This is a genomic window from Anthropogastromicrobium sp., assembly GCF_037349415.1.
Lineage (GTDB): Bacteria > Bacillota > Clostridia > Lachnospirales > Lachnospiraceae > Anthropogastromicrobium > Anthropogastromicrobium aceti.
On record NZ_JAXWCK010000052.1, the window covers coordinates 21,442 to 42,488 of the forward strand.

The 21,047-nt window shown below is 41.4% G+C and carries 16 protein-coding genes and 1 pseudogene; 10 read left to right on the forward strand and 7 right to left on the reverse strand.

The window, feature by feature from the left end; all coding sequences use genetic code 11:
- Positions 1-35 precede the first annotated feature (35 nt).
- A complete protein-coding gene (locus tag WJP93_RS12080) occupies positions 36-908 on the forward strand; it encodes a GNAT family N-acetyltransferase (protein ID WP_337548560.1) in 873 nt (290 codons plus the stop codon).
- On the opposite strand, the gene WJP93_RS12085 is transcribed toward WJP93_RS12080, so the two are convergent.
- Together WJP93_RS12085 and malQ are read right to left on the reverse strand one after the other, a co-directional pair.
- Positions 813-1,550, reverse strand: a complete 738-nt coding sequence (locus WJP93_RS12085) for a lysophospholipid acyltransferase family protein (protein ID WP_118614206.1) — start codon at positions 1,548-1,550, stop codon at positions 813-815. The genes WJP93_RS12080 and WJP93_RS12085 overlap by 96 nt on opposite strands.
- Before the next feature lie 17 nt (positions 1,551-1,567).
- Positions 1,568-3,160, reverse strand: coding sequence for a 4-alpha-glucanotransferase (malQ, locus tag WJP93_RS12090; protein WP_262537679.1), 1,593 nt, complete (start codon positions 3,158-3,160; stop codon positions 1,568-1,570).
- Between the two features lie 237 nt (positions 3,161-3,397).
- Between malQ and WJP93_RS12095 the strand changes: the two genes are divergently transcribed.
- Genes WJP93_RS12095 through WJP93_RS12115 form a run of 5 tightly spaced genes read left to right on the forward strand, consistent with a single transcriptional unit; the run spans position 3,398 to position 8,835 of the window.
- The gene (locus WJP93_RS12095) at positions 3,398-4,969 is read left to right on the forward strand and encodes a 4Fe-4S dicluster domain-containing protein (RefSeq protein ID WP_337548563.1); all 1,572 of its coding nucleotides are present in this window, start codon (positions 3,398-3,400) and stop codon (positions 4,967-4,969) included.
- A gap of 54 nt (positions 4,970-5,023) precedes the next feature.
- Positions 5,024-5,668: a DUF5052 family protein gene (locus WJP93_RS12100; protein WP_308731273.1), complete on the forward strand. Its 645-nt coding sequence runs from the start codon at positions 5,024-5,026 to the stop codon at positions 5,666-5,668.
- Positions 5,668-7,701, forward strand: a complete 2,034-nt coding sequence (locus WJP93_RS12105) for a hypothetical protein (protein WP_337548565.1) — start codon at positions 5,668-5,670, stop codon at positions 7,699-7,701. Before WJP93_RS12100 ends, WJP93_RS12105 begins: the two co-directional genes overlap by 1 nt.
- A 21-nt stretch (positions 7,702-7,722) precedes the next feature.
- Positions 7,723-8,499, forward strand: a complete 777-nt coding sequence (locus WJP93_RS12110) for an Imm44 family immunity protein (protein ID WP_337548567.1) — start codon at positions 7,723-7,725, stop codon at positions 8,497-8,499.
- A 45-nt stretch (positions 8,500-8,544) separates the two neighbouring features.
- Positions 8,545-8,835 carry a DUF2695 domain-containing protein gene (locus WJP93_RS12115; RefSeq protein ID WP_337548569.1) on the forward strand — a complete coding sequence of 97 codons (291 nt, stop codon included), beginning with the start codon at positions 8,545-8,547 and terminating at the stop codon, positions 8,833-8,835.
- Positions 8,836-8,890: 55 nt separating this feature from the next.
- Here the strand turns inward: WJP93_RS12115 and deoD are convergent, their stop codons facing one another.
- Entirely contained in the window at positions 8,891-9,607 is a 717-nt protein-coding gene (gene deoD, locus WJP93_RS12120; protein ID WP_337548571.1) for a purine-nucleoside phosphorylase, read from the reverse strand.
- Positions 9,608-9,714: 107 nt separating this feature from the next.
- Between deoD and WJP93_RS12125 the strand changes: the two genes are divergently transcribed.
- Together WJP93_RS12125 and WJP93_RS12130 are read left to right on the forward strand one after the other, a co-directional pair.
- Positions 9,715-9,972, forward strand: coding sequence for a hypothetical protein (locus tag WJP93_RS12125; protein WP_066559870.1), 258 nt, complete (start codon positions 9,715-9,717; stop codon positions 9,970-9,972).
- 123 nt (positions 9,973-10,095) lie between these two features.
- Positions 10,096-14,913: a hypothetical protein gene (locus tag WJP93_RS12130; protein ID WP_337548574.1), complete on the forward strand. Its 4,818-nt coding sequence runs from the start codon at positions 10,096-10,098 to the stop codon at positions 14,911-14,913.
- 78 nt (positions 14,914-14,991) lie between these two features.
- Here the strand turns inward: WJP93_RS12130 and WJP93_RS12135 are convergent, their stop codons facing one another.
- On the reverse strand, positions 14,992-15,588 hold the full coding sequence (locus WJP93_RS12135; RefSeq protein ID WP_262538743.1) for a Maf family protein: 597 nt from the start codon (positions 15,586-15,588) through the stop codon (positions 14,992-14,994).
- Between the two features lie 226 nt (positions 15,589-15,814).
- On the opposite strand from WJP93_RS12135, the gene WJP93_RS12140 reads away from it, so the two are divergent.
- Positions 15,815-17,230, forward strand: a complete 1,416-nt coding sequence (locus tag WJP93_RS12140) for a sugar transferase (protein WP_337548577.1) — start codon at positions 15,815-15,817, stop codon at positions 17,228-17,230.
- Between the two features lie 189 nt (positions 17,231-17,419).
- Here WJP93_RS12140 and WJP93_RS12145 read toward each other — a convergent pair whose 3' ends face one another.
- Together WJP93_RS12145 and WJP93_RS12150 are read right to left on the reverse strand one after the other, a co-directional pair.
- Positions 17,420-18,154: a LytTR family DNA-binding domain-containing protein gene (locus WJP93_RS12145; RefSeq protein ID WP_118614228.1), complete on the reverse strand. Its 735-nt coding sequence runs from the start codon at positions 18,152-18,154 to the stop codon at positions 17,420-17,422.
- 129 nt (positions 18,155-18,283) lie between these two features.
- Positions 18,284-19,078, reverse strand: a complete 795-nt coding sequence (locus tag WJP93_RS12150) for a gluconate 5-dehydrogenase (protein ID WP_066563054.1) — start codon at positions 19,076-19,078, stop codon at positions 18,284-18,286.
- Between the two features lie 256 nt (positions 19,079-19,334).
- Between WJP93_RS12150 and WJP93_RS12155 the strand changes: the two genes are divergently transcribed.
- Positions 19,335-20,480 (forward strand): hypothetical protein, encoded by a 1,146-nt coding sequence (locus WJP93_RS12155; protein ID WP_337548579.1) that lies wholly within the window; start codon positions 19,335-19,337, stop codon positions 20,478-20,480.
- Between the two features lie 166 nt (positions 20,481-20,646).
- Here WJP93_RS12155 and WJP93_RS12160 read toward each other — a convergent pair.
- Positions 20,647-21,047, reverse strand: a pseudogene (locus WJP93_RS12160) (hypothetical protein); the annotation flags it as partial.

Consider the following 21,047-nt stretch of genomic DNA (forward strand, 5'->3'; position numbering starts at 1 on the left):
TCTATGCGCGTGACTTTTGACCCTGGTATCATAATATGAAAAAAACAAAAATGACAGAAAAAGGCGAAGTGGTTCTCACCGATTCGCCAGAAGAGGCCCGCACTCTTCAAAAAAGCATTCCTGTCATCGGCATATGTACTCCCGGACAGGATAAATCCTGGTCCGGGATTTCTTTTTTAGCCGAGGATTGGGAAGATGTGGATGATGAATATGCAGAACTTGCGTACTGCAGATATTATCATCTGCCAAGGGTATTGGTTTGTGGAGAGTGGTCAGTGGTAAGTGAACAAAAGTTAGTGATTGGTGGCCAGAATTTTGAAGAACAAACACATACTTGGTTAATTCGAGAGGCAGACAAAAAAGATGCGAAAGCATTTGAAACACTCTATAATGACGATGAAGTAAAGCGCTTCCTACCTTATCCACTAGAAAAACAGGCGCAAACTTGTAAAGACTGGGAAGACTGGATTAAAAGCCTGCACCAGTATGTTTATCCATCGGAAGAGCCATCTATGTGGGTATTAGCAGATGAAAATGATGATATGATAGGGCGGATAGGGCTCGAATACAAAGAGAAAGATGAAGAAAGTGGTATCCCTAGCGGATATTATCTAGGCTATGCGATATTGCCAAAATGGAGAAAAAAAGGACTGGCCGCGAAAGCAGCCAGTCGATTATTAAAATATTGTTTTGAATATTGGCAGCTAAAAGAAGTCTATCTTCTTTGCAGCAGCGAAAACATGGCATCTGTAAAAACAGCACTTGCGTGCGGATTTACAAAAATGTCATCAATTGAAGTGCCGATACAAAACTCAGTCTTCCTTCAAGATATCGTCGAGCATTGCCTGAATGATCGTGCGTGTGTAAGCACCAGCCTGCTTTTTTTGTTCGCGAGGAAGGCTCTTTAAGTCAATCGGCTCACCAAAACGAATTGTGATCGCAGCACGGCGGATGAATGGAAAGTGATTTTCCAAAACATCTGCTGAGTGCGCGATTGCAACAGGAACAACAGGACATCCAGCCTTGTCAGCCATCTTTAAGCTGCCTTCCTTAAATTCAAGCATACTGCCTTCTTCACCACGGTTTCTAGTGCCTTCTGGGAAGATCCATATAGAATGACCGTTTTTAAGCTCATCGACACCAGCGAGGATTGTTTTTAAACCCTCTTTTACGTTGCTTCTGTCTAAGAACAGGCAATGAATATAGCGCATCCAAAGACGAAGAAGCGGAACCTTTGCCATTTCTTTTTTAGCCACATATCCGGTAATACCTGGAAGCAGGCGATAGGATGTGATGATATCAAAGTAGCTTCTATGGTTGCCTACATACAGCACAGCGCGATCCTTTGGAATGTTTTCAAGACCCTCTGCCTTGACCTTGGTGCCGCTTACAAAGAGAAGCACACCAAAGATCCACTGAATCATGCGTCTTGAAATCCGATCCTTAAGATCGGGATTTTTTTTGCCAATTAACCATAAGATGAATGCAGGTATGCATCCAATTACCAGATAGAGAATGGCAATAAGCAAAACTAGTATAAGTCTTATCATGGAAACCTCAATTCAATTTATTCCTCTGGAGCAAGTCCAGGTGCAGTCTCACCAGGCTTAATGGAGCCTTCTGGTCCTTCCTCCTCCTCGATTGGCTCAAGCGGCTCGCATCTGCCAAATAACTCAGTCATCTTGCGAAGATTTGCTGCTAACTCAGGAGTCAGGTGATCCTTGCGGAAGCGGAATGCCCAGTTGCCGCCGGCAACAGATGGCGTGTTCATACGACAGTCACTGCCAAAACCAAGAAGATCCTGAATAGGATAAATAGCGTAGCGTGCGATAGAACCCATAGCCGCACGAATCATATCATAATGAATGATATTTCCGTCAGTATTTAAGTAGCGGCGAACACGATCCTGCAAAGCTGGCTTAAGAGTCTGATACCAGCCCATGGTGGTGTCATTGTCATGTGTTCCTGTGTAGCAAATGCAGTTCTCAGTGGTGAAACGATGCGGAAGAATGTCATTGTCTTTTGGATCACCAAATGCAAACTGTAATACCTTCATGCCAGGCAGGTTAAAGTCATCTCTTAACTTCTCAACGCGAGGAGTGATGATGCCAAGATCTTCAGCCCAGATCGGAAGATCCTTGCCGAATACTTCCTGCATACGAAGGAACAGATCCTCATTTGGTCCCTTCTTCCATTTTCCGTGCATAGCAGTTTCTTCACCATATGGAATTGCATAGTACTGCTCAAATCCGCGGAAATGATCGACACGGATGTAGTCAACCATATTTAACTGACCCTTGATACGACGCATCCACCAGTCATAATGTGTCTTTTTGTGGTAATCCCAGTCATACAGCGGATTGCCCCAAAGCTGTCCTGTAGCAGAGAAATAATCCGGCGGAACTCCGGCAACAACGGTCGGATAGCCATCCTTTTCAAGCTGGAACAGTTCACGGTTTGCCCACACATCTGCACTGTCAAGTGCAACAAAGATCGGAATATCGCCGACGATCTTGATGCCATTTACATGTGCATAATCGCGAATTGCGTTCCACTGACGGAAGAAGATGAACTGAATGTACTTGTAGTATTCGATGGAATCAGCCAGACGCTCACGCCATGCAGCTTTAATCTCCTCATCAGGGTCACGCAGATCATCTTCCCACTCCAGCCAGCATGCACCGCCGTGTGCGTCCTTACCTGCCATGAAAAGTGCATAATCGTCCAGCCAATCCTTTTCGTGCTCACAGAACACATCAAATTCCTTAAGCATACACAGATCAGCTGATTCCTTAAAGATCTCATAGGAACGATGCAGGATGCGCAGCTTTGCTGGAATAACGTCGCCATAGTAGATGTGATCTGGATTAAAGTGCGGATAATTGCGTAAATCATCACCATAAAGAAGACCGTCCTTGATCAATTCATCAGGGCTGATTAAAAGCGGCTGTCCTGCAAATGCTGAGAATGCCTGATAAGGAGAATCTCCATATCCTGTGTGGCCTAACGGTAAAATCTGCCAGAGGCTTTGTCCGGCACCAGTCAGGAAATTGATAAAGTCATAAGCACCCTTTCCGAAGTCACCGATTCCGTATGGAGAAGGGAAGCTTGTTGGGTGGGCGAGTACGCCTGAGTAACGTTTAGATAATGTTTTTGCCATAAAGGTACCCCAAACCTTTCTCTTAGATTATAGTATAATAGTTTTACGGCAGTTAGAAAAATATTGAACTTTCATACTGCTACGTTTGAATAAATACAAGTATAACACTAAAAGAAAATATTTACAAGATCACATGATTTGTGTCAAGGCATTTTTTTCTTGAATTTGGAACGTGTATCGGGTATACTGAAAACGTAGCAGATAAGTAAGGAAAGAAGCAAAAAGAAGGAGAATGAAATGAGCGTCAGAGGAATTCACACCGATGTAACAGATATGCGTGAAAAAATATTCACCGAAGTAGCAAGACTTGCTTACGAAGGCGGAGATTATTCCCGTTTGGAGGAGCTTCCATATAAAATCGTGCCGGGAGAGTTGGCCAGCTTTCGAGAAAGTGTATTTACAGAGAGAGCCATTGTCGGAGAGCGTCTTCGACTTGCGATTGGACTACCAAACCGTACACTCGCTGAGCATGCACCAGTGGCTGATGGTGTAAATGAAAGTGCAATCACAGAGCGTTACTATGAGCCGCCGCTGATCAACATCATCAAGTTTGCCTGTCATAAGTGTCTTGATAATAAGACAGTTGTGACGAACATGTGTCAGGGATGTACTGCACATCCGTGTGAAGAGGTATGCCCGAAGGGAGCCATTGTTGTAAAACAGGGTGGAAAATCAAAGATTGACCCGGAAAAATGTATCAATTGTGGACGCTGTCGTGATGCATGCCCATATGGTGCGATTGTTAAGATGGAGCGCCCGTGCGCAAAGGCATGTGGTATGCACGCAATTCATAGTGATGAGTATGGCAGAGCAGATATTAATTACGACAAGTGTGTATCTTGTGGTATGTGTCTTGTAAACTGCCCATTCGGCGCAATTGCTGATAAAGGACAGATCTTCCAGACAATCTTAGCCATGAAGGCTGGAACGAGAGTATATGCAGCTGTAGCTCCGGCATTTATCGGTCAGTTTGGACCAAAGCTTACACCAGAGCGCTTCCGTGAGGCGATGAAAGAGTTAGGCTTTGCAGATGTGGTAGAGGTTGCGGCAGGAGCCGATCTTTGTACGATTCAGGAAGCAAAGGATTTCCTTGAAGAAGTGCCTGAGAAGATTCCATTTATGGGAACATCATGCTGTCCGTCATGGTCTGTTATGGCAAAGACTGAATTTCCGCAGTATGCTAACTGCATTTCCATGGCTCTGACACCAATGGTATTTACAGGCCGTATGATTAAAAAGGCAGATCCTGGATGTAAGGTAGCTTTTATCGGACCATGTGCAGCTAAAAAACTTGAGGCAAGCCGCAGAAGTGTGCGAAGCGATGTTGATTTTGTACTGACCTTTGAGGAAGTTATGGGTATGTTTGAGGCGAAGGGTATTTCCTTTGATGATATAAAGGCAGGAGATCCGCTTCATCATGCAAGTGGAGACGGAAGAAATTTTGCTGTTGCGGGTGGTGTTGCAAATGCAGTTGTGAATGCAATTCACCAGATTGATCCAGATCGCGAGGTCAATGTAGTTTGTGCACAGGGACTAGACGAGTGCCGTAAGATGATGCAGATGGCAAAGGCTGGAAAATATAATGGATACTTGCTTGAAGGTATGGCATGTCCGGGAGGCTGCGTAGGCGGTGCCGGAACGATTCAGCCAATCAAAAAATCAGCAGCAAATGTAGCAATGAATAAGAAAAATGCTCCATTCCCATCTGCAACACAGAGTGAATATAAGCAGATGATTGACTTTTTGGAGGAAAGGTCGGAAAAGACGCCTACAGCAGAGGCAGCAAAGTCAGAAGAGAAATCTGAATAAAAATATTTTGTCTAGCTGCGAATTTGCCTGCATAGCAAGGAAAGTGAGAGGGGTATGGATAAAAGACGAAAGAAAAGGGTATGGTTTTTGACAGTCCTGGCAACAGTGGCTGCTCTGTCACTCTTCGTTTTTAGCGGATGCGCAAAGCTTGCATCCGCGATCAACGATATCAAGGGCAGCCTGATTGGAAATCAGTATACCATTTACACGTATGATAATTTTGGAAATCTAGTACTAGAGACAAGCGGAAAGAAGATCGACATTGCCGGAAATCCAGTCAAAAATACTAGCTACGATGAAAACGGCAAGGTTATTACCGGATATGAATTATCATCTGTTATCACAATCACTATTGATGGCAATGAGATTGAGTCATGTGGCGATACCTGCATCTTTGTGCAAAAAGGACTGACTCCAGATGTTGATTTTACAACTGAGACAATTCAAAGTTCAGGCTCTGTTTTAGACATTACATCCTTGTCTGCAAAGCTGAATCAGTACAAGAACAAGTTTGGAAAAGCGCGTGTCGTAGTAATTAAATCGCAGCTTGGAAATCCAATCATGGCATTTTCAGGAGACAGTGTCTACTGGGAGATTCCGGAGGATTTGCCAAAGATGACAAAGCTTATGATTGACGGAAAGGCACTCTATATTCACAGGGCAAACTTCCAGATTATTGATAAGGAATTGATTGAGTAATGGAAAATCGACAATCAAAAAAGAATGTTTTAAAACTTAGTGTTTTTGCTTATATTCCGATAGGAATTTTGATGCTTTTAATGTCAGTTCTTGGAGCTGTATTTCAGAGCAAAACGTGGAATATAGAAATTTTTTGCACGATCAAAATTTGTGAGATAGTGGCACTTGTGCTTCCGCCTGTCTTGTTGGTGATTGGACTTTATCAGAAGAAATGCTATCAAAAAAAGTGGGATCAAGGTACATTTGCAAAAGAACGGCAATTTCTTATTGAACAGAGAAGTAAGGCACAGGATGTGACAGAACAACAACTGAAGGTACTGCCTAAAATTCGAAAGAGTGCAGATAATCGTGCAAGGCTTTTAATTGCTTGCTCGGTAATAGGAGCAATTTCAGCTGGGATTATTGGAAATGCGGTCGTCTATATCATTGTCGCCATTTATATGGAAATGGGACTTTCTAGACTTTGTTTTCGAAAAGAGAGTGATCCGTTTATACTAGGTGACAATGATCTTTCGAAAGAAAAATATCCGTACTTGTACCAGATGGCCGAGCGTGCGAGAGATGCACTTCATTGTAGCGGAGACATCGTAATTACGGTCACAGGTGAGTGCAACATCGGAATCAAAAAGGTTGCTGGCTATTACAATATCGAACTGGGAGTGATGTTAGCTGGAATTGAAAGCGAGGACGAACTTTTTGCGATGTTCCTTCACGAATTTGCTCACATGAAAGAGGAAAAGCAGGATGGTTCTGGAATCGAATACGAATACCGAAATTGGCTTTTGTATGGTATGGTGGAGAGCAATCTCCAAGCAATAACAGAGTGGATGTTTCTTTATCAGGATACTCGCTATCAGTGCGAATTTGAATTGTATGAGTATGCTAGTTCGCTGATGAAGGAATTGAAAGCTGACCAGTCGATGGCAAGTGTGCGTCAGGCAGCAGCCTCAGGACTTTTAAAGCTTTTTTATTTTGATGTATTTTCATGGGAAGAACAAGGAAATAATTTTGCTCCGCTCTACGCACCGAAACAACCATCTAGCCATTTTGTAACTGAGCAGATTGATTATTGGCAACAACAGCTGTCTAAGCGCGAGGTAGATTGGCGCAACTTGATGGAGCATGAGCTACCGGCACAGTCAGATTCTCATCCGACAACTAAGATGCGTCTGGATGCACTTTGGATCACTTCATATCAGCTTGTGAAAGATACGAGTTGTGATACATATCGCAAAGAACAGAAAGCTGTTTGTGGGTTGATGGATCAGCTGATTTATTGCGAATTAAATGAGGAGTATGAAGAAAATCGCAAAGAGCAATATTTAGAGCCGTATAAGCAGATTCAGGAATGGAAAGATAAGGGACAGCCAATCTTGCAACATGAATATGCAGGAATCTTGGATGCACTCCTTCAGGTAGGAGAGGTGGAAGAGGCTCTTTCGTTTTGTGATCGAGTGATACGAGAACTGCCCCCTGAAATTTCTGCCTATGCTTATTTTACAAAAGGACGAATTTTAATCAGACGGTATGATGAGCGTGCAATTGAGTTGATTTATCAGGCAATCGAAAATAATTCGAATTTGATTCAAAATGGATTGGATGAGATTGGGTATTTTTGCTGTCTGATAGGAAACCGTGCAGAGCTAGAGCGCTATCGCAAAATGGCCGATGAGTTTATGCAGAAGAACGAAGATGAATATCGTCAATTGGGTATCTTAACACCGTCGGATCAACTTGAGCGCGAAGAACTTCCAGATGGAAAATTAGACACCATTCTTTCTTATATCCATTCGGTTGACGAGAACCAAATTCAACATATTTGGCTTGTTCGAAAGATTCTTCCAACTGGTATGGCTTCCAGTGTATTTATTGTGCAGTTTAAGAAAGAATGTCCACCGGATCAACAGGAAGAAATTTACCAAAAACTATTCTGCTATTTGGATACACTAGACGACAGGTGCTATTCTCTGATACTTTATGATAAGTTGATGTGTAAAAATTTCAAAAAAGTGAAGGGAAGCTGCGTTTGTTAAAAAATAATGGTAGATTCACTTTTGGATGATATCAGAAAAAATGAGTATGGAAGCGCGTTGACAAGTGTTGGTGTATTCGCAATCATAATGAAGGAAGAAATGTATGATTCTGGTGGCTACTGTGAACGACAATACTACAGTAAGGTGAGGAAGGAAGCAGATATCAGGTTGCGGTTAAATTATAAAAGTTTCTGTAATGCAGAACCTGAAAAACGCGTGGAACTATATGAGCAGCATGTAAGCAGAGCGTTAGAAATAGCAGCCGACAAAGCGAAAATTGCTGATCCTGAATTTCAAAGGGACAAGTTAGTATATGATGTTAGACAGGCATTTGGTCTAACAGAAAAGGAAGAAAAAGTGAAAAATAAAAGTACAGTTATTTATCTGGCAGGGGAGACAGAGGAAAGGGCTGTGAAATGTTTTCGTGAAGTAATGCAAGTAGTTGATCCGATGTTGGATGAAATAAGAGCCAGAAGCTACGGAAATGCATTGAGAGAGCTTGGCATTTTTGCAGTCATTATGAAAGAAAGTTCTTATGAGGAAAGCTGTTGGAAAGAGAAGCGATATTATAGTGCTACAAAGACGGCTGCAGAGGTGAGACTGCGAATAAATTATAGAAATTTTGTTTTTGCAAAGCCAGAAAATCAGATTAATATGTATAAGGAACTGATTATAAGAGCATTTGAGATTGCTGTGGAAAGGATACAAAAAATCGACAAGCAGTTTTGCGGTGAAGAACTGCTTTGTGATGTAAATAAAGCATTGGGAGCAGTGAAAAGAAACTTGTATTGGGTTTGAGTAAATGATATAAATATTGCTTTTAATCACTATGGAGGAAAAAACATGGGAGAAATGACAAAAAATCAAAAAAAGGAAGCACTTCGTGCATGGAGACAAAAAGAGAAAAAAAGCTACTGCTTAGAGCAGGAAGAAGTGGAGGAGCTTTTTGAATATCTAGAGGAAGCTTTACAAGCGGAAGAGTGCGATCATTCGTTAAAAAATACAGAACAGTGGATACTTGATAACATTGATGATGAAGAAAGACGCGATCAAGTAAGACGAGAAATAAAAGAAGATGGTGGTTACTGTGACTGCGAAGTGTTGGGTAATTGCTACGAGGAGTATGATATTTAAATGTATAAAAAAGGTGCGCCGAGGAAAGTAATCGGCGCACCTTTTTCATAATGTTTTATAAATTTTCAAGAGCAATCTTCATCATGTTAGTGAAGCAAGTCTGACGTTCTTCGGCAGTAGTGATCTCTGGGCTTATAAAGCTGTCAGAGATTGTTAAAAGGCAGGCTGCTTCTTTGCCTAGTACCGAAGCATTTGCAAACAGTGCAAAGCTTTCCATTTCAACAGCCAGACAGCCGCGCTCGTCGCGAAGCTTTTCCCAATAGGTTGGCTTTTCATCAGACGGCTGACGGTAGAAGACGTCACTAGAGTGAATTGCACCCTCAATCATATTAATTCCAAGACGCTTTGCGGCAGTGCGAAGGGAATCATTGAGTGCTTTGGATGGATAGCTCTCATCCTTGTCGTAGCCAGACTGAACCTTTGCATAGGTGGACTCACTGACTGCGGAAGTAGCAAGAACAACATCATAAATCTTTGCGTCAGAGCTGTAGCTTCCAGCGCTTCCGATACGAATGATACGGTCTACATCATATTCCTTAAATAACTCGTAGGAGTAGATACCGATACTTGGCATACCCATTCCGCTGCCCATAACGGTAACTGGTTTTCCATTATAAGTTCCGGTATAAGCAAGCATACCACGTACTTCATTTACAAGAACGGCATCCTGTAAAAAGGTATCAGCGATAAATTTTGCGCGCAGCGGATCGCCAGGCATTAAAACAGTTTTTGCAATCTGACCTTTTTGTGCATTATTATGTGGTGTTGGCATAAAAAAACCTCCTGTCTTTTCTGAAAAAGTGTTATACTAGATTTAGTATAACATAAATTTAATGGTATGCCAATATAAATTTGTGCAGATGAGAAGGGAGAATATCAATGTTTGAACGAAAAAAGGCATTAAAGGAAATCGAAGAAAAATTAAATACAGTTCAAATGTATTTGGAAAATAATTATAAGGATCTTACGCTGCAGTCATATAAGGATGCAAAAGAAGTGGTTGAGCGGTATGAGAAAAGCGGTCTGCTAAAACAAAAAGATAAGGATATGATTCAGAAAAAGATGGCAGAGTTTGATGCCAAGCTTGTGCACTACGGACATACGAATGTATCAGAGTTTTTAAAAGAGCGCTATTAGTTTTCGTAAGGAATTTGTAAAGAATAACGTGTTTTATTAAGGTGACATTGCAGAGAACGGCTGTTATACTGAAAGTAAAGAAAAGGTGAGGGAGAATGACCCTGACCGGACAGGAGGTCCGATATGATGAAGATGAAACGACAAAAAGCAAAATGGAGTGCAGTGTTGACATCAGCCGCTATGCTCATGATTAATATTCCAGTATCGGCAGAGGAACAAAGCCAATATATAAATGGAGTTACTCAGATAAATGGATATACAGAATTTGAGCAGCCGCAGGTGATCGAAAATCAGGATATGGCACAGCTTGGCTACAGCGATATCCGTGCATATGAGATTGAGAATGCAGGAGAACTGGCATGGTTTGTTCAGCATTTTTATGCAGGAGATTTAGAGACACAGAATGTAAGCTTAGCCGACAACATTGACATGAGCGCGTTAGCAGCGTATTCATGGACACCGCTTGGATATTATAATGTCGAGACACAGACAGGAAAAAGCTATGACGGTGTATTTGATGGAAATGGTTACAGTATCAGTAATATCATTCTGAACCAGATAAACGGTGTGGACTTAGTCAGCAAGGTATCAGAAGAACAGGCAGCAGTGCTTGGAACACAGCCTATTGAAAATATTGCGCAAAATGCGCTTGCAGGTGTATTTGGCTATATTGGAAGTGCAGGCCATGTTACAGAGCTTAAACTGGAAAACACATCTATCACGTCAAATGCAGATGCAGGTGTGTTAACAGGACGAAATGAAGGAAGCATTAGTGCCTGCGTCACATCAGGCGCATCAGTGACTTCTTCAAAAAGTGATGCGTTTGTAAGTGAGTTTGCTGCTGATAATGAAAACAGGATTGAATCTGTTTACTCAAGTAATTTCAGCATTACAAATATGTTGGGAGAAGATGCAGTTACGCCGATTCTGTTAAATTATGCACCAGGATATTCAAGCATAACAGGAAATGGAAGCGTATCAGCTGCATTTACAGAGCATAAGGAAAGTGTAGAAAACAGTCTTTTTGTGACAGAAGCGCCTGCAGGTGTAACAGTACTTGACACGTCACAGTTTGCAGATGGAGCGGCAGCATGGTCATTAAATTCAGGTTTTACAGATCCAAAGTTTTCACAGCTTATAGGAACGGATCAGATGCCTGTATTGATTAAAAAGACAGACGAGAGTTACTCACGTGTCTATAAGTGGACACTTGATTATGCGGATGAAGCAAGAGAGGATTCTGTTGTCTATACAAATGGTATTGTGCCAGACAGCATTTTTACAGATGGATGTCAGTGGCAGATGGCAGGAGCAGATGGCACGCTGACTGATGTTGTATCAGGTATGGCAATTGAAAATGATGTAACATTAATTGAAAAGTCAGTCGAACCAACGCCAGAACAAACTCCGGAGCCGACACCAGAACCAACGCCTGAACCTACACCAGAGCCGACACCAGAACCAACCCCAGAACCAGTTCAGAAGATGGATCCGGTTTACACAACTCCAGTTGGACTGGAAGGATATGTGACAAGACCATTGTCAGAGATTGAGCTTCCGAGTGATTCTAATGGTCATTTTGAGTGGCAGACTGATCCTGCAACGACACTTCCAGCACAAGAGGAAGCACAAGCAGCAGTTCGTTATGTTCCAAATGACACTGAAAACTACAATATAGTAGAAAATATTGTCATTACAATCAAGATCAATAAATTAGATCCGACACCGCAGACGCAGTGTCCAGACAGTATCAGTATTGATGAGGGACAGTCACTTGCAGCTGTTGAATTGCCTGAAGGATGGAGCTGGCTTGAAGCAAGCATTATCCCGGAAAATGGTATTTATACAGCAGTTTATACACCAGAAGACACGTCTATCTATAATACAATTACTGCATCAGTAAATGTGACTGTAAATCCGACAAAGCCAGCCGATACAGAACCGCCTGTTATCGCAGGAATTGAAGATGGAAAAACATATTGTGAAGCACAGACAGTAACGGTGACAGATGAAAATGCTGTTACAGTTACAGTAAACGGACAGCCAGTTTCACTTGATGAAAATGGAAGTTTTACGTTAGAGCCGGGAGAGAATCAGTTAAGTGTTTCTGCAGTAGATGAGGCAGGAAACATGACTACTGTAATTGTAATCGTGAATAATGGTCATACATTTTCAGAGGGAAGCTGCGTCATCTGTGGTGCATCTGATCCTGATTATGTGCCAGAACCTACAGAAGATACAAATATTCCTGATATCACGCTCACAGCATTAAATGAGGATGGTACTGCGGCAGACGGACAGGGTACAGATGGCTGGTATCGCACAAAAAATATTACTCTCACTGCACCAGAAGGCTATAACATTATTGAAAATCTGTATGACAGATCAGGCAGAATGCCAACTCTTGATATTGAATTAGAGGAAGGCGAAAACCATATCGTATATTATCTGATAAAAGAAGATAATACAACAGTCAGTGAGCAGCGTACAAAGATTTTATATCTTGATACAAAAGCCCCACAGATCAATGGTCTTGAAGAAGGAAAGGTTTATTGTGAAGCAGTAACCTTTAGTGTTGTGGAAGAAAACCTTGATCTTGCATCAAGCAGCATTCCAGAGTCAGTAAGCCAAAATTCAGATGGAAGCTTTACTGCATCACCGGCAGCAGGTGTTCAGAAAATCGTATTATGCGATAAGGCAGGAAATGAGACATCAGTTCATATCACAGTAAATGGAACTCATACATTTGAAAATGGTGTTTGCGTTCACTGTGGAGCATCTGATCCTGATTATGTGCCAGAACCTACAGAAGATACAAATATTCCTGATATAACGCTCACAGCGTCAAATGAGGATGGTACTGCGGCAGATGGACAGGGTACAGATGGCTGGTATCGCACCAAATACATTACTCTTACTGCACCAGAAGGCTATAACATTGTTGAAAATCCTTATGCAAGATTACGCAGAATGCCGACTCTTGATATTGAATTAGAGGAAGGTGAAAATGAGATTGAGTATTATCTGATTAAAGAAGATAATACAACAATAAGTGAGCTGCGTACACGTAAATTATATCTTGATACAAAAGCCCCGCAGATCAATGGTCTTGAAGAGGGAAAGGTTTATTGTGAAGCAGTAACCTTTAGTGTTGTTGAAGAAAACCTTGATCTTGCATCAAGTAGTATTCCAGAGTCAGTAAGTCAAAATTCAGATGGAAGTTTTACTGCATCACCGGCAGCAGGTGTTCAGGAAATCGTATTACGCGATAAGGCAGGAAATGAGACATCAGTTCATATCACGGTAAATGGAACTCATACATTTGAAGATGGTGTTTGCGTTCACTGTGGAGCATCTGATCCTAATTATAAGGCACCGGCAGTACAGTCAAATGATGTACCAGATGCAGTGCCGACAACACCAGATGCAGCAGGAAACTGGTACCGCAAAAATACCATTAAACTGACAGCACCTACAGGCTATTATATCAGCCAGACAAGTGATGAGTCATCATTTGGCACAGCAACTAGTCTTGATCTTACATTGAATGAAGGCGAAAACAAGATTACCTACTATCTGCTGAGCACAGACGGCAAGGTTATCAGTACAGAGAAGACATTAACAGCGAATTTCGATCAGACAGCGCCTGTAATTAGTGGCGTAGAAGGCAAAAAGACATACTGTGAGGCTCCGACACTTACAATTAGTGATGCAAATCTTGTACAGGTTACAGTAAATGGTACTCCAGTATCGCTGACTGCAGAAGGAACGCTTACAGTTTCTCCAGCAGAGACAGAACAGACTATTAAGGCAGTTGATGCAGCAGGAAATGAAGCAAGCATTACCATTACAGTGCACAACGGTCACAGCTATGCAAATGGTATCTGTACTGTATGTGGACAATATGATCCGCAGTACACTGTAAATGTAGATGCACAATTCTTAACTCAGGGTCTTGGAAGTAATGGCTGGTATCGTGCAAATGCTACGCTGAAAGCACCAGATGGATTCTATATTGCATTTACGAATGACAGAGGATCATTTGGAACAAACAAACAAATCGTAATCACCGAAGAGGGAAGCTACACAATGAAATATTATCTTATGAATATTTCAAGTGGAGCAATTAGTCAGGAAAAGCAGATAAGCATTAAGCTTGACAAGACACCACCAGTGATTAGCGGAGCTGAATCTAATAAGACATATTGCTTAGATCAAAAGATTACACTTACGGTAAAAGATGAAAATCTATATTCTGTTAAGTTAAATAATCAGGAGATTGCATCAGAAAGCAGCTTAAATACAAATGATACCTTTACCTATGAAATTACAAAGGCAGGCACGTATGTATTTACAGCAGCCGATGCCGCCGGCAATTTGGCAAGTGTAAGATTTACTGTGAATGAGAATCATACATGGAATGATGGTGTTGTACAGAAAGAAGCAACAACAACTGCAGTTGGAGAAAAGCTTTATACTTGTACAGTATGTGGTGCAACAAAGACAGAAGAGATTCCGATGGTAACGACACCAGAGGCAACAACGCAGACACAGGCGACTACAACGCCAGAGGCAACAACGCAGACACAGGCGACTACAACGCCAGAGGCAACAACGCAGACACCAACGACTACGACACCAGAAGTAACAACGCAGGCACAGACAACCACGACTACAGCGCCAAGTACGGCACCAAGTACAGCACCGAGTACAGCACCAAGCACGGCACCAAGTACAGCGCCAAGTACGGCACCGTCATCAGCTGCATCAGAAGCTAGCACAACACTTCCAATGCCAACCACACAGTCTGGTCAAATCAACCAGATTCTTGGTATTGAGGATGCCAGCGGAATAATCGGAATTATTCTGGTTGTGATTGGAATTATTCTTGCGGCAGCAGTAGTGGCAATGATCATTCTTACAAAGCGTAGCAAAAAGTAAATAAAAATGATTAGCCCAAAATAAACGAGGCGGTATCCGTAAGGGTACCGCCTTAATTTGCCTAAGAGAGCTGAATACTTATTTGTGAGCTGCATTTTGAAAAGCAGCAAATTCATGATAAAGACGAGAAACAGGAAGGCCAACAACGTTAAAATAGTCGCCTTCAATGCCTGAGACATAGATTGAAAAAGTACCCTGAATTCCATAGGCTCCAGCCTTATCAAGTGGTTCTCCTGTTGCAACGTAAGAGGCAATTTCATCCTTTGTCATTTGGCAGACATGTACATTTGTCTCCTCGTAGAAGCTTTTTTCGCGAAGACTGCCATCAGCGCAGACTTCAATTAGTGTCACACCGGTATAGACCTGATGTGTGCTGCCCTGAAGCATAGAGACCATTCGCACGGCATCTGCGCTGTCCTTTGGTTTTCCCAATATGCGATTTTCAAATGCAACGATAGTATCAGCGCCAATTACATAGCAAGGAGCTTTTTGTGCCTTTGCAATTTCAAATGCCTTTTGATGAGCCAGTTCACATACAATATCACATGGAAGCGTTTTTGTGGTGACTTCCTCACCCTTTGCCGGGCAGACAGTAAAATTGAAGCCGGCAAGAGCTAACAATTCTTTTCGGCGTGGGGAGCCAGATGCTAAAATAACAGGTTTTGTAAGATTCACGATAAATACCATGCCTTTCCATATTCGTTTACTTCGCTGATACTATACCTTTTTTTAAAGTAAAAGTAAACAGGAAAAGAAATCAAATTTCTATGTAAGCATGAAATTTATCGTCTCTGTTTACTGAGACATCTAGCAAGACGCGTGAATTGAAAAATCAAGTTGTTTAAAGAAAAGAATTATGATACAATAAACAAAAGAAAAAAAGGGAAAGGAATTTCTGAACATGAGTCAACAAAGGAAAAACATGCAGGATTATCTGCTGATTTGGATTGACGCGGTTTGTCTCGTGATAAGCTATATTGCAGCTTGTTTTCTTGCATCCGTTTTTCGGAAGTTTATATTTGATTTTTCTTCCGTATTATCATCTCTTTGGATGATTTTGATCAGCTATTTTTTGGTATTTCTGTCGTTCAACATGAATCGCTATTTCATGAAGCGAAACAAATATGAAGAAATTACATATACGATCAAGTTAAATATTATTATGGGAGCTGTGCTTATTGCTGTATTTTATGTTACTAAAAATACAGAGCTGATCAGCAGAAGCGTATGGGCATTAACAGTACTGGTCAATATGGTGCTAATGGCTGTGACACATTTAATCTGTAAGAGAATGCTTCGTACTATTTTTAAAAATAAAAAAGCAGATCATCTCCTTGTATTGACGACATCTGATCGTGTAAAAACGCTTGCAGAGGACTTAAGACGATATAATACTTACGAGAATTATCTGATTACGCTTGCGATTACAGATGGTGATTATGTTGGAGAAGATATCGAAGGCTATCGTGTTGTGGCAAATGGCGACAATGTGATTGAGGTAGCAAGCAGGGAAATTGTTGATGAAGTATTTTTAGTGCTTGATGATCAAAGAAAAAACGAAATCATTGAGTATGCTGAGCAGTTTGCTCAGATGGGTGTAGTTGTTCATGTAAATATTGACCTTCTTGATCATCTTGGCGCAGGTTATCAAAGAGAAGTTACTCAGATTGGAAATCACTATGCGCTCAGCGTGGCACCAAGATTTTTTGATTTTAACAAGCTTGTAATGAAGCGTATAATAGACATTGTAGGAGCGATAGTAGGACTGATGATTACAGCAGTTGTGATGCTTTTTATCGCACCAGCTGTAAAGCTAGAATCTCCTGGACCACTCATATTTAAGCAAAAGCGTGTGGGAAAAAATGGACGTTATTTCTATATTTATAAGGTGCGCTCTATGTATCAGGATGCAGAGGCGCGCAAGGCCGAGCTTATGGAAAAGAATGAAATGAAGGGCTTTATGTTTAAAATGACGGATGATCCGAGAATCACAAAGGTCGGCAAATTTATTCGTTCAACTAGTATTGATGAGCTTCCACAGTTTTGGAATGTACTAAAGGGTGATATGAGTCTTGTTGGAACAAGACCACCTACAGTAGATGAGTTTAAACAGTATGAGGCGCGTCATAAGAGACGTCTAAGCATGAAGCCTGGTCTGACAGGATTGTGGCAGGTCAGTGGACGAAGCAACATTGAAGACTTTGAGGAGGTTGTTCGTCTGGATTGTGAATATATTGATAACTGGAGCATTCAGCTTGATATTCAAATTATCTTAAAAACTGTTGTCGTAATCTTTAAGAAAGTTGGATCAAAATAAAAGATAACAAAAAAGGACCGGTGTGTGGGAGCCGGTCTTTTTTTGTACAAAGAAAGTGTGTAAAATAAGAAACTAACCAACTAATGTGTGTGAAGCAATGTTGATGTAGTACAAAAAATTTAACGCTTTTATGCGAAAAAGTCAATATAGTATGAACGAAAAGCAAAATTTATGAATGAAAAGCAAAAATCAAATTTCCAAAGTTTGATCTCGTGTCTTTGAAAAACAGTAGTCACGCCAGGTTTGTTCAATACGCTTGGCATTGCGCAGTGTAACTGGAAGAGTCTGGCCGTTTGAAAGAAGACAGCTGCCAGAAGAAAAGCATTTAATATCATCCATGTTGCACAGGACACCTCTGCTGACAAGAAGAAAATGACGGTCAGATAAAAGCTGTTTTGAGAATGTACCAAAGGCAGCACAAGGATGGTATTTCTGACCATTTCGGTCGGTGATCCATGTATAGTGAGAGTCAGCCACGATGCATACAATTTGTGAAGCAAAAATGCGAACCTCAATTGCATTTACTGAGAATGAAATGAAGGTTTCAGAAGCTGGAAGGTGCAAAGAGGCATCATTCAGACATGCAAAAATCGCATCTTTCTGATATGGTTTTAGAATATAGTGGAATGCATGGACACGAAAGGCATCTGGCATGTAATCAGCAGAGGCAGTCAGAAAAATTAAAATAACATGGCTGTCAATCTGACGCATTTTGCTTGCCGTCTCAACACCGCTCATACCATTCATAAAAATGTCCATAAAAACAATATCGTATTTATCAGACGAAAAGGAAGACAAAAAAGCATCTCCGCTGTCAAAACAATCAGATTCAAATAAAATCTGCTTTTCGCATCCATAGTCAGTAATCAAAGACAGAAGTATCCCACGTTCAATTTCAGAATCATCTACCAGTGCAATGCGCATAACGATTTATCCACACCTTTCTATTATATTTAGCAACGCTTTTTAATGGCTAAAGAAAGCTTCGCATATGTGTCAAACAACGCGAAGCTTTCTTTTTATGTACTATTTAAGTACGATTCATCAGATAAATTACTGTGGCTGCTTTCCAATGTAAGCTAAGATACCACCATCTACGTACAGAACATGTCCGTTTACGAAGTTGGAAGCATCAGAAGCAAGGAATACTGCCGGGCCTGCCAGGTCCTCAGCTTCTCCCCAGCGAGCTGCCGGAGTCTTGGCAATGATGAACTGGTCAAACGGATGACGGGAACCGTCTGGCTGAATCTCACGAAGCGGAGCGGTCTGCGGAGTAGCAATGTAGCCAGGTCCAATACCGTTACACTGAATGTTGTACTCACCGTACTCAGAGCAGATGTTTCTGGTTAGCATCTTTAAGCCACCCTTAGCTGCTGCATAAGCAGATACGGTCTCACGTCCAAGTTCAGACATCATGGAGCAGATGTTGATGATCTTTCCATGACCCTTCTTGATCATGCTCGGAATAACAGCCTTTGCTACGATAAACGGAGCATTTAAGTCAACATCGATGACCTGTCTGAACTGAGCAGCGGTCATCTCGCACATCGGGATTCTCTTGATGATTCCAGCATTATTTACGAGAATGTCGATTACACCAACCTCAGCCTCGATCTTTGCAACAAGCTCGTTTACAGCATCCTCATTAGTAACGTCACAAACATAGCCATGAGCCTTGATTCCAGCTTCTTCGTATGCAGCAAGACCCTTATCAACTAACTCCTGCTTAATATCGTTAAATACGATTGTAGCACCGGCAGCAGCCATACCCTTAGCGATAGCCATACCGATACCATAGGAAGCGCCAGTAATCAGCGCAATCTTACCTTCCAGAGAAAAAGAAGACATATCCATGGTAAAAAAACCTCCTTAAATTTTTTGACGGAACATACAAAAATATGTCCGTCTAATTGTGTATAGTATACCATATCAAAAGAAACCAGTCAACAATAACGCGTGTTGTAAAATGTAAGATATTTGTAAGCGTAATATCTTTGCAAAAAAGGGCGTAGTATGGTAGTATGGGTATGATAAAGCTGTGTAATGCAGGAGAGTAATGTTGGAAATGAAAGTGGCAACATATAGTGTATGGAGGGAACGTTTCATGAGAAAAAGAATGATGCTGTTTGCGGCAGGGACAGTGATTTTTGTCAGCACGGCACAGAATACTTTTGCAGAAGAGGAAACGGGTGGAATAAGAAAGATTGCAGATATGATCACAGAGGCACGGCAGATAGCAGAGGGAACTGAGATGCTTTCGGCATCGATGACGCTTGGTGATATGGAAGTATCGGCTGGAATGACGATCCGTATGACGCCAGACAGTGCATCTGTGGACATGCTGTATTTAAGTGCACCAAATGGTGATGGAACATTTTTTGATTTTGTATCAGAGGATGTACTTCGCGTGTTTGGCACAAAGGCATATTTAAATACAGAATCGGTTAAAGAGATGATATCGGAACTGACAGAGGAGAACCGCATTGACGAGGAAGAGAATGAGAATGTGCTGCAGGCAGCAGATTCACTTACAGAAGACTGGATTGGTCTGGTAGGTTCTTCAATAGGTCTGGATGAGTTTAAATATGATGATTTAATAGGGGTGTTTTCAGGTCTTGCGGCGGCACATGATGCAGGCTCCTACACAATTAATCTGAAAAATGATCAGATAGGGCAGCTTTTGGAGCGCATCGATATGCAGATTGAGCAGGAACAGTTAGATAAAACATTTGTCGTTGACTGGGAGCCACTTCTTACACCATATGTGGATGCAGTAATAGAAGGAATGAAAGAAGCTGATCCAGAAAATGCTTTTGATCAGGATAAAAAGAAAAAGCAGATATTTGATACTCTTCAGACTACATTTTGTTCGCATGAAGATGATGAGAAAGAACCATTAGCTGTGCAGTTTGAGAATGCAGTTTCAAAAGGTCTTGAAGTTAATGCATCAATCTGTGTGGGAAAGGATGGCGCAGCAGGCACATATGCATTTGAAGTGACAATTGAGGCAGAGATTCCAGACAAACTTCAAGAGGAATGGGGAATTGAAGATCTTTCTCCAGTTGTCGGTGAGACGGAAGGGCTTTTGACACAGACAGATGAGCCAGATATAAAGAATGCATTATTTAGTTTTGTAGTAAGCATTGAGCCAGCAGAAGAACCGATTGAAATAGATGAACCAGGGGATGGTATTTTGTGGATGACAGACTTACTGAGAGAATGGGCAGTACAGGGTTTGATTTTACATTGACATACTCCCACGGTTAAAACCGTGGGATTCCTTAGATTCTTGTAGCGTCATCCAGCCCTATAGACTGAAATATAGCCACAGTATTCAGGATTTATGCTGATGGGATTTCATACGTCGTGTACTACTTTCTCAGCAAAAGACCTATGCCGAAGCCTTATGTATGTTCTTAAAATCCAAAACATTGTCTCATCGACAATCCACTTTCCTTCATTTTTAAAATCAACTGATCCTGCAAGTTTGCAAAATGTTCAAATTCATACTCACATTTTTCTCTGTCGGGATGTTTAAAATCCAAATCTGCATTTCGAATTAAAAATGCCGAATATAAATCTCTCTGTACCTTTCTATTTCCAATCTCCTTTTCTCTTTGTGACAACGGAATCTTTTCATAAGTATCCGTTACATGGTTGTATTGGCTTGCCTTAAATTCCTTTGTATCCACTTCTGCATAGACACCTCCAACTGCCTCCGCTTTTCTTTTCAATTCTAGCAGAAATCTTGCAGGTGCACGGCGGTTGATGGATCTTCCAAAACGTTTTTTTCGCTTATATTTCTGAATCACCTTTA

Bases quoted from the DNA above. Each gene is read 5' to 3' on its own strand.
- WJP93_RS12080 (WP_337548560.1), top strand. From the start codon at position 36: ATGAAAAAAACAAAAATGACAGAAAAAGGCGAAGTGGTTCTCACCGAT.
- WJP93_RS12105 (WP_337548565.1), top strand. From the start codon at position 5,668: ATGGAAAATCGACAATCAAAAAAGAATGTTTTAAAACTTAGTGTTTTT.
- WJP93_RS12145 (WP_118614228.1), bottom strand. From the start codon at position 18,154: ATGCGCATTGCACTGGTAGATGATTCTGAAATTGAACGTGGGATACTT.
- WJP93_RS12095 (WP_337548563.1), top strand. From the start codon at position 3,398: ATGAGCGTCAGAGGAATTCACACCGATGTAACAGATATGCGTGAAAAA.
- WJP93_RS12100 (WP_308731273.1), top strand. From the start codon at position 5,024: ATGGATAAAAGACGAAAGAAAAGGGTATGGTTTTTGACAGTCCTGGCA.
- WJP93_RS12115 (WP_337548569.1), top strand. From the start codon at position 8,545: ATGGGAGAAATGACAAAAAATCAAAAAAAGGAAGCACTTCGTGCATGG.
- WJP93_RS12130 (WP_337548574.1), top strand. From the start codon at position 10,096: ATGATGAAGATGAAACGACAAAAAGCAAAATGGAGTGCAGTGTTGACA.
- WJP93_RS12125 (WP_066559870.1), top strand. From the start codon at position 9,715: ATGTTTGAACGAAAAAAGGCATTAAAGGAAATCGAAGAAAAATTAAAT.
- WJP93_RS12140 (WP_337548577.1), top strand. From the start codon at position 15,815: ATGAGTCAACAAAGGAAAAACATGCAGGATTATCTGCTGATTTGGATT.
- WJP93_RS12150 (WP_066563054.1), bottom strand. From the start codon at position 19,078: ATGTCTTCTTTTTCTCTGGAAGGTAAGATTGCGCTGATTACTGGCGCT.
- WJP93_RS12085 (WP_118614206.1), bottom strand. From the start codon at position 1,550: ATGATAAGACTTATACTAGTTTTGCTTATTGCCATTCTCTATCTGGTA.
- WJP93_RS12155 (WP_337548579.1), top strand. From the start codon at position 19,335: ATGAGAAAAAGAATGATGCTGTTTGCGGCAGGGACAGTGATTTTTGTC.
- malQ (WP_262537679.1), bottom strand. From the start codon at position 3,160: ATGGCAAAAACATTATCTAAACGTTACTCAGGCGTACTCGCCCACCCA.
- deoD (WP_337548571.1), bottom strand. From the start codon at position 9,607: ATGCCAACACCACATAATAATGCACAAAAAGGTCAGATTGCAAAAACT.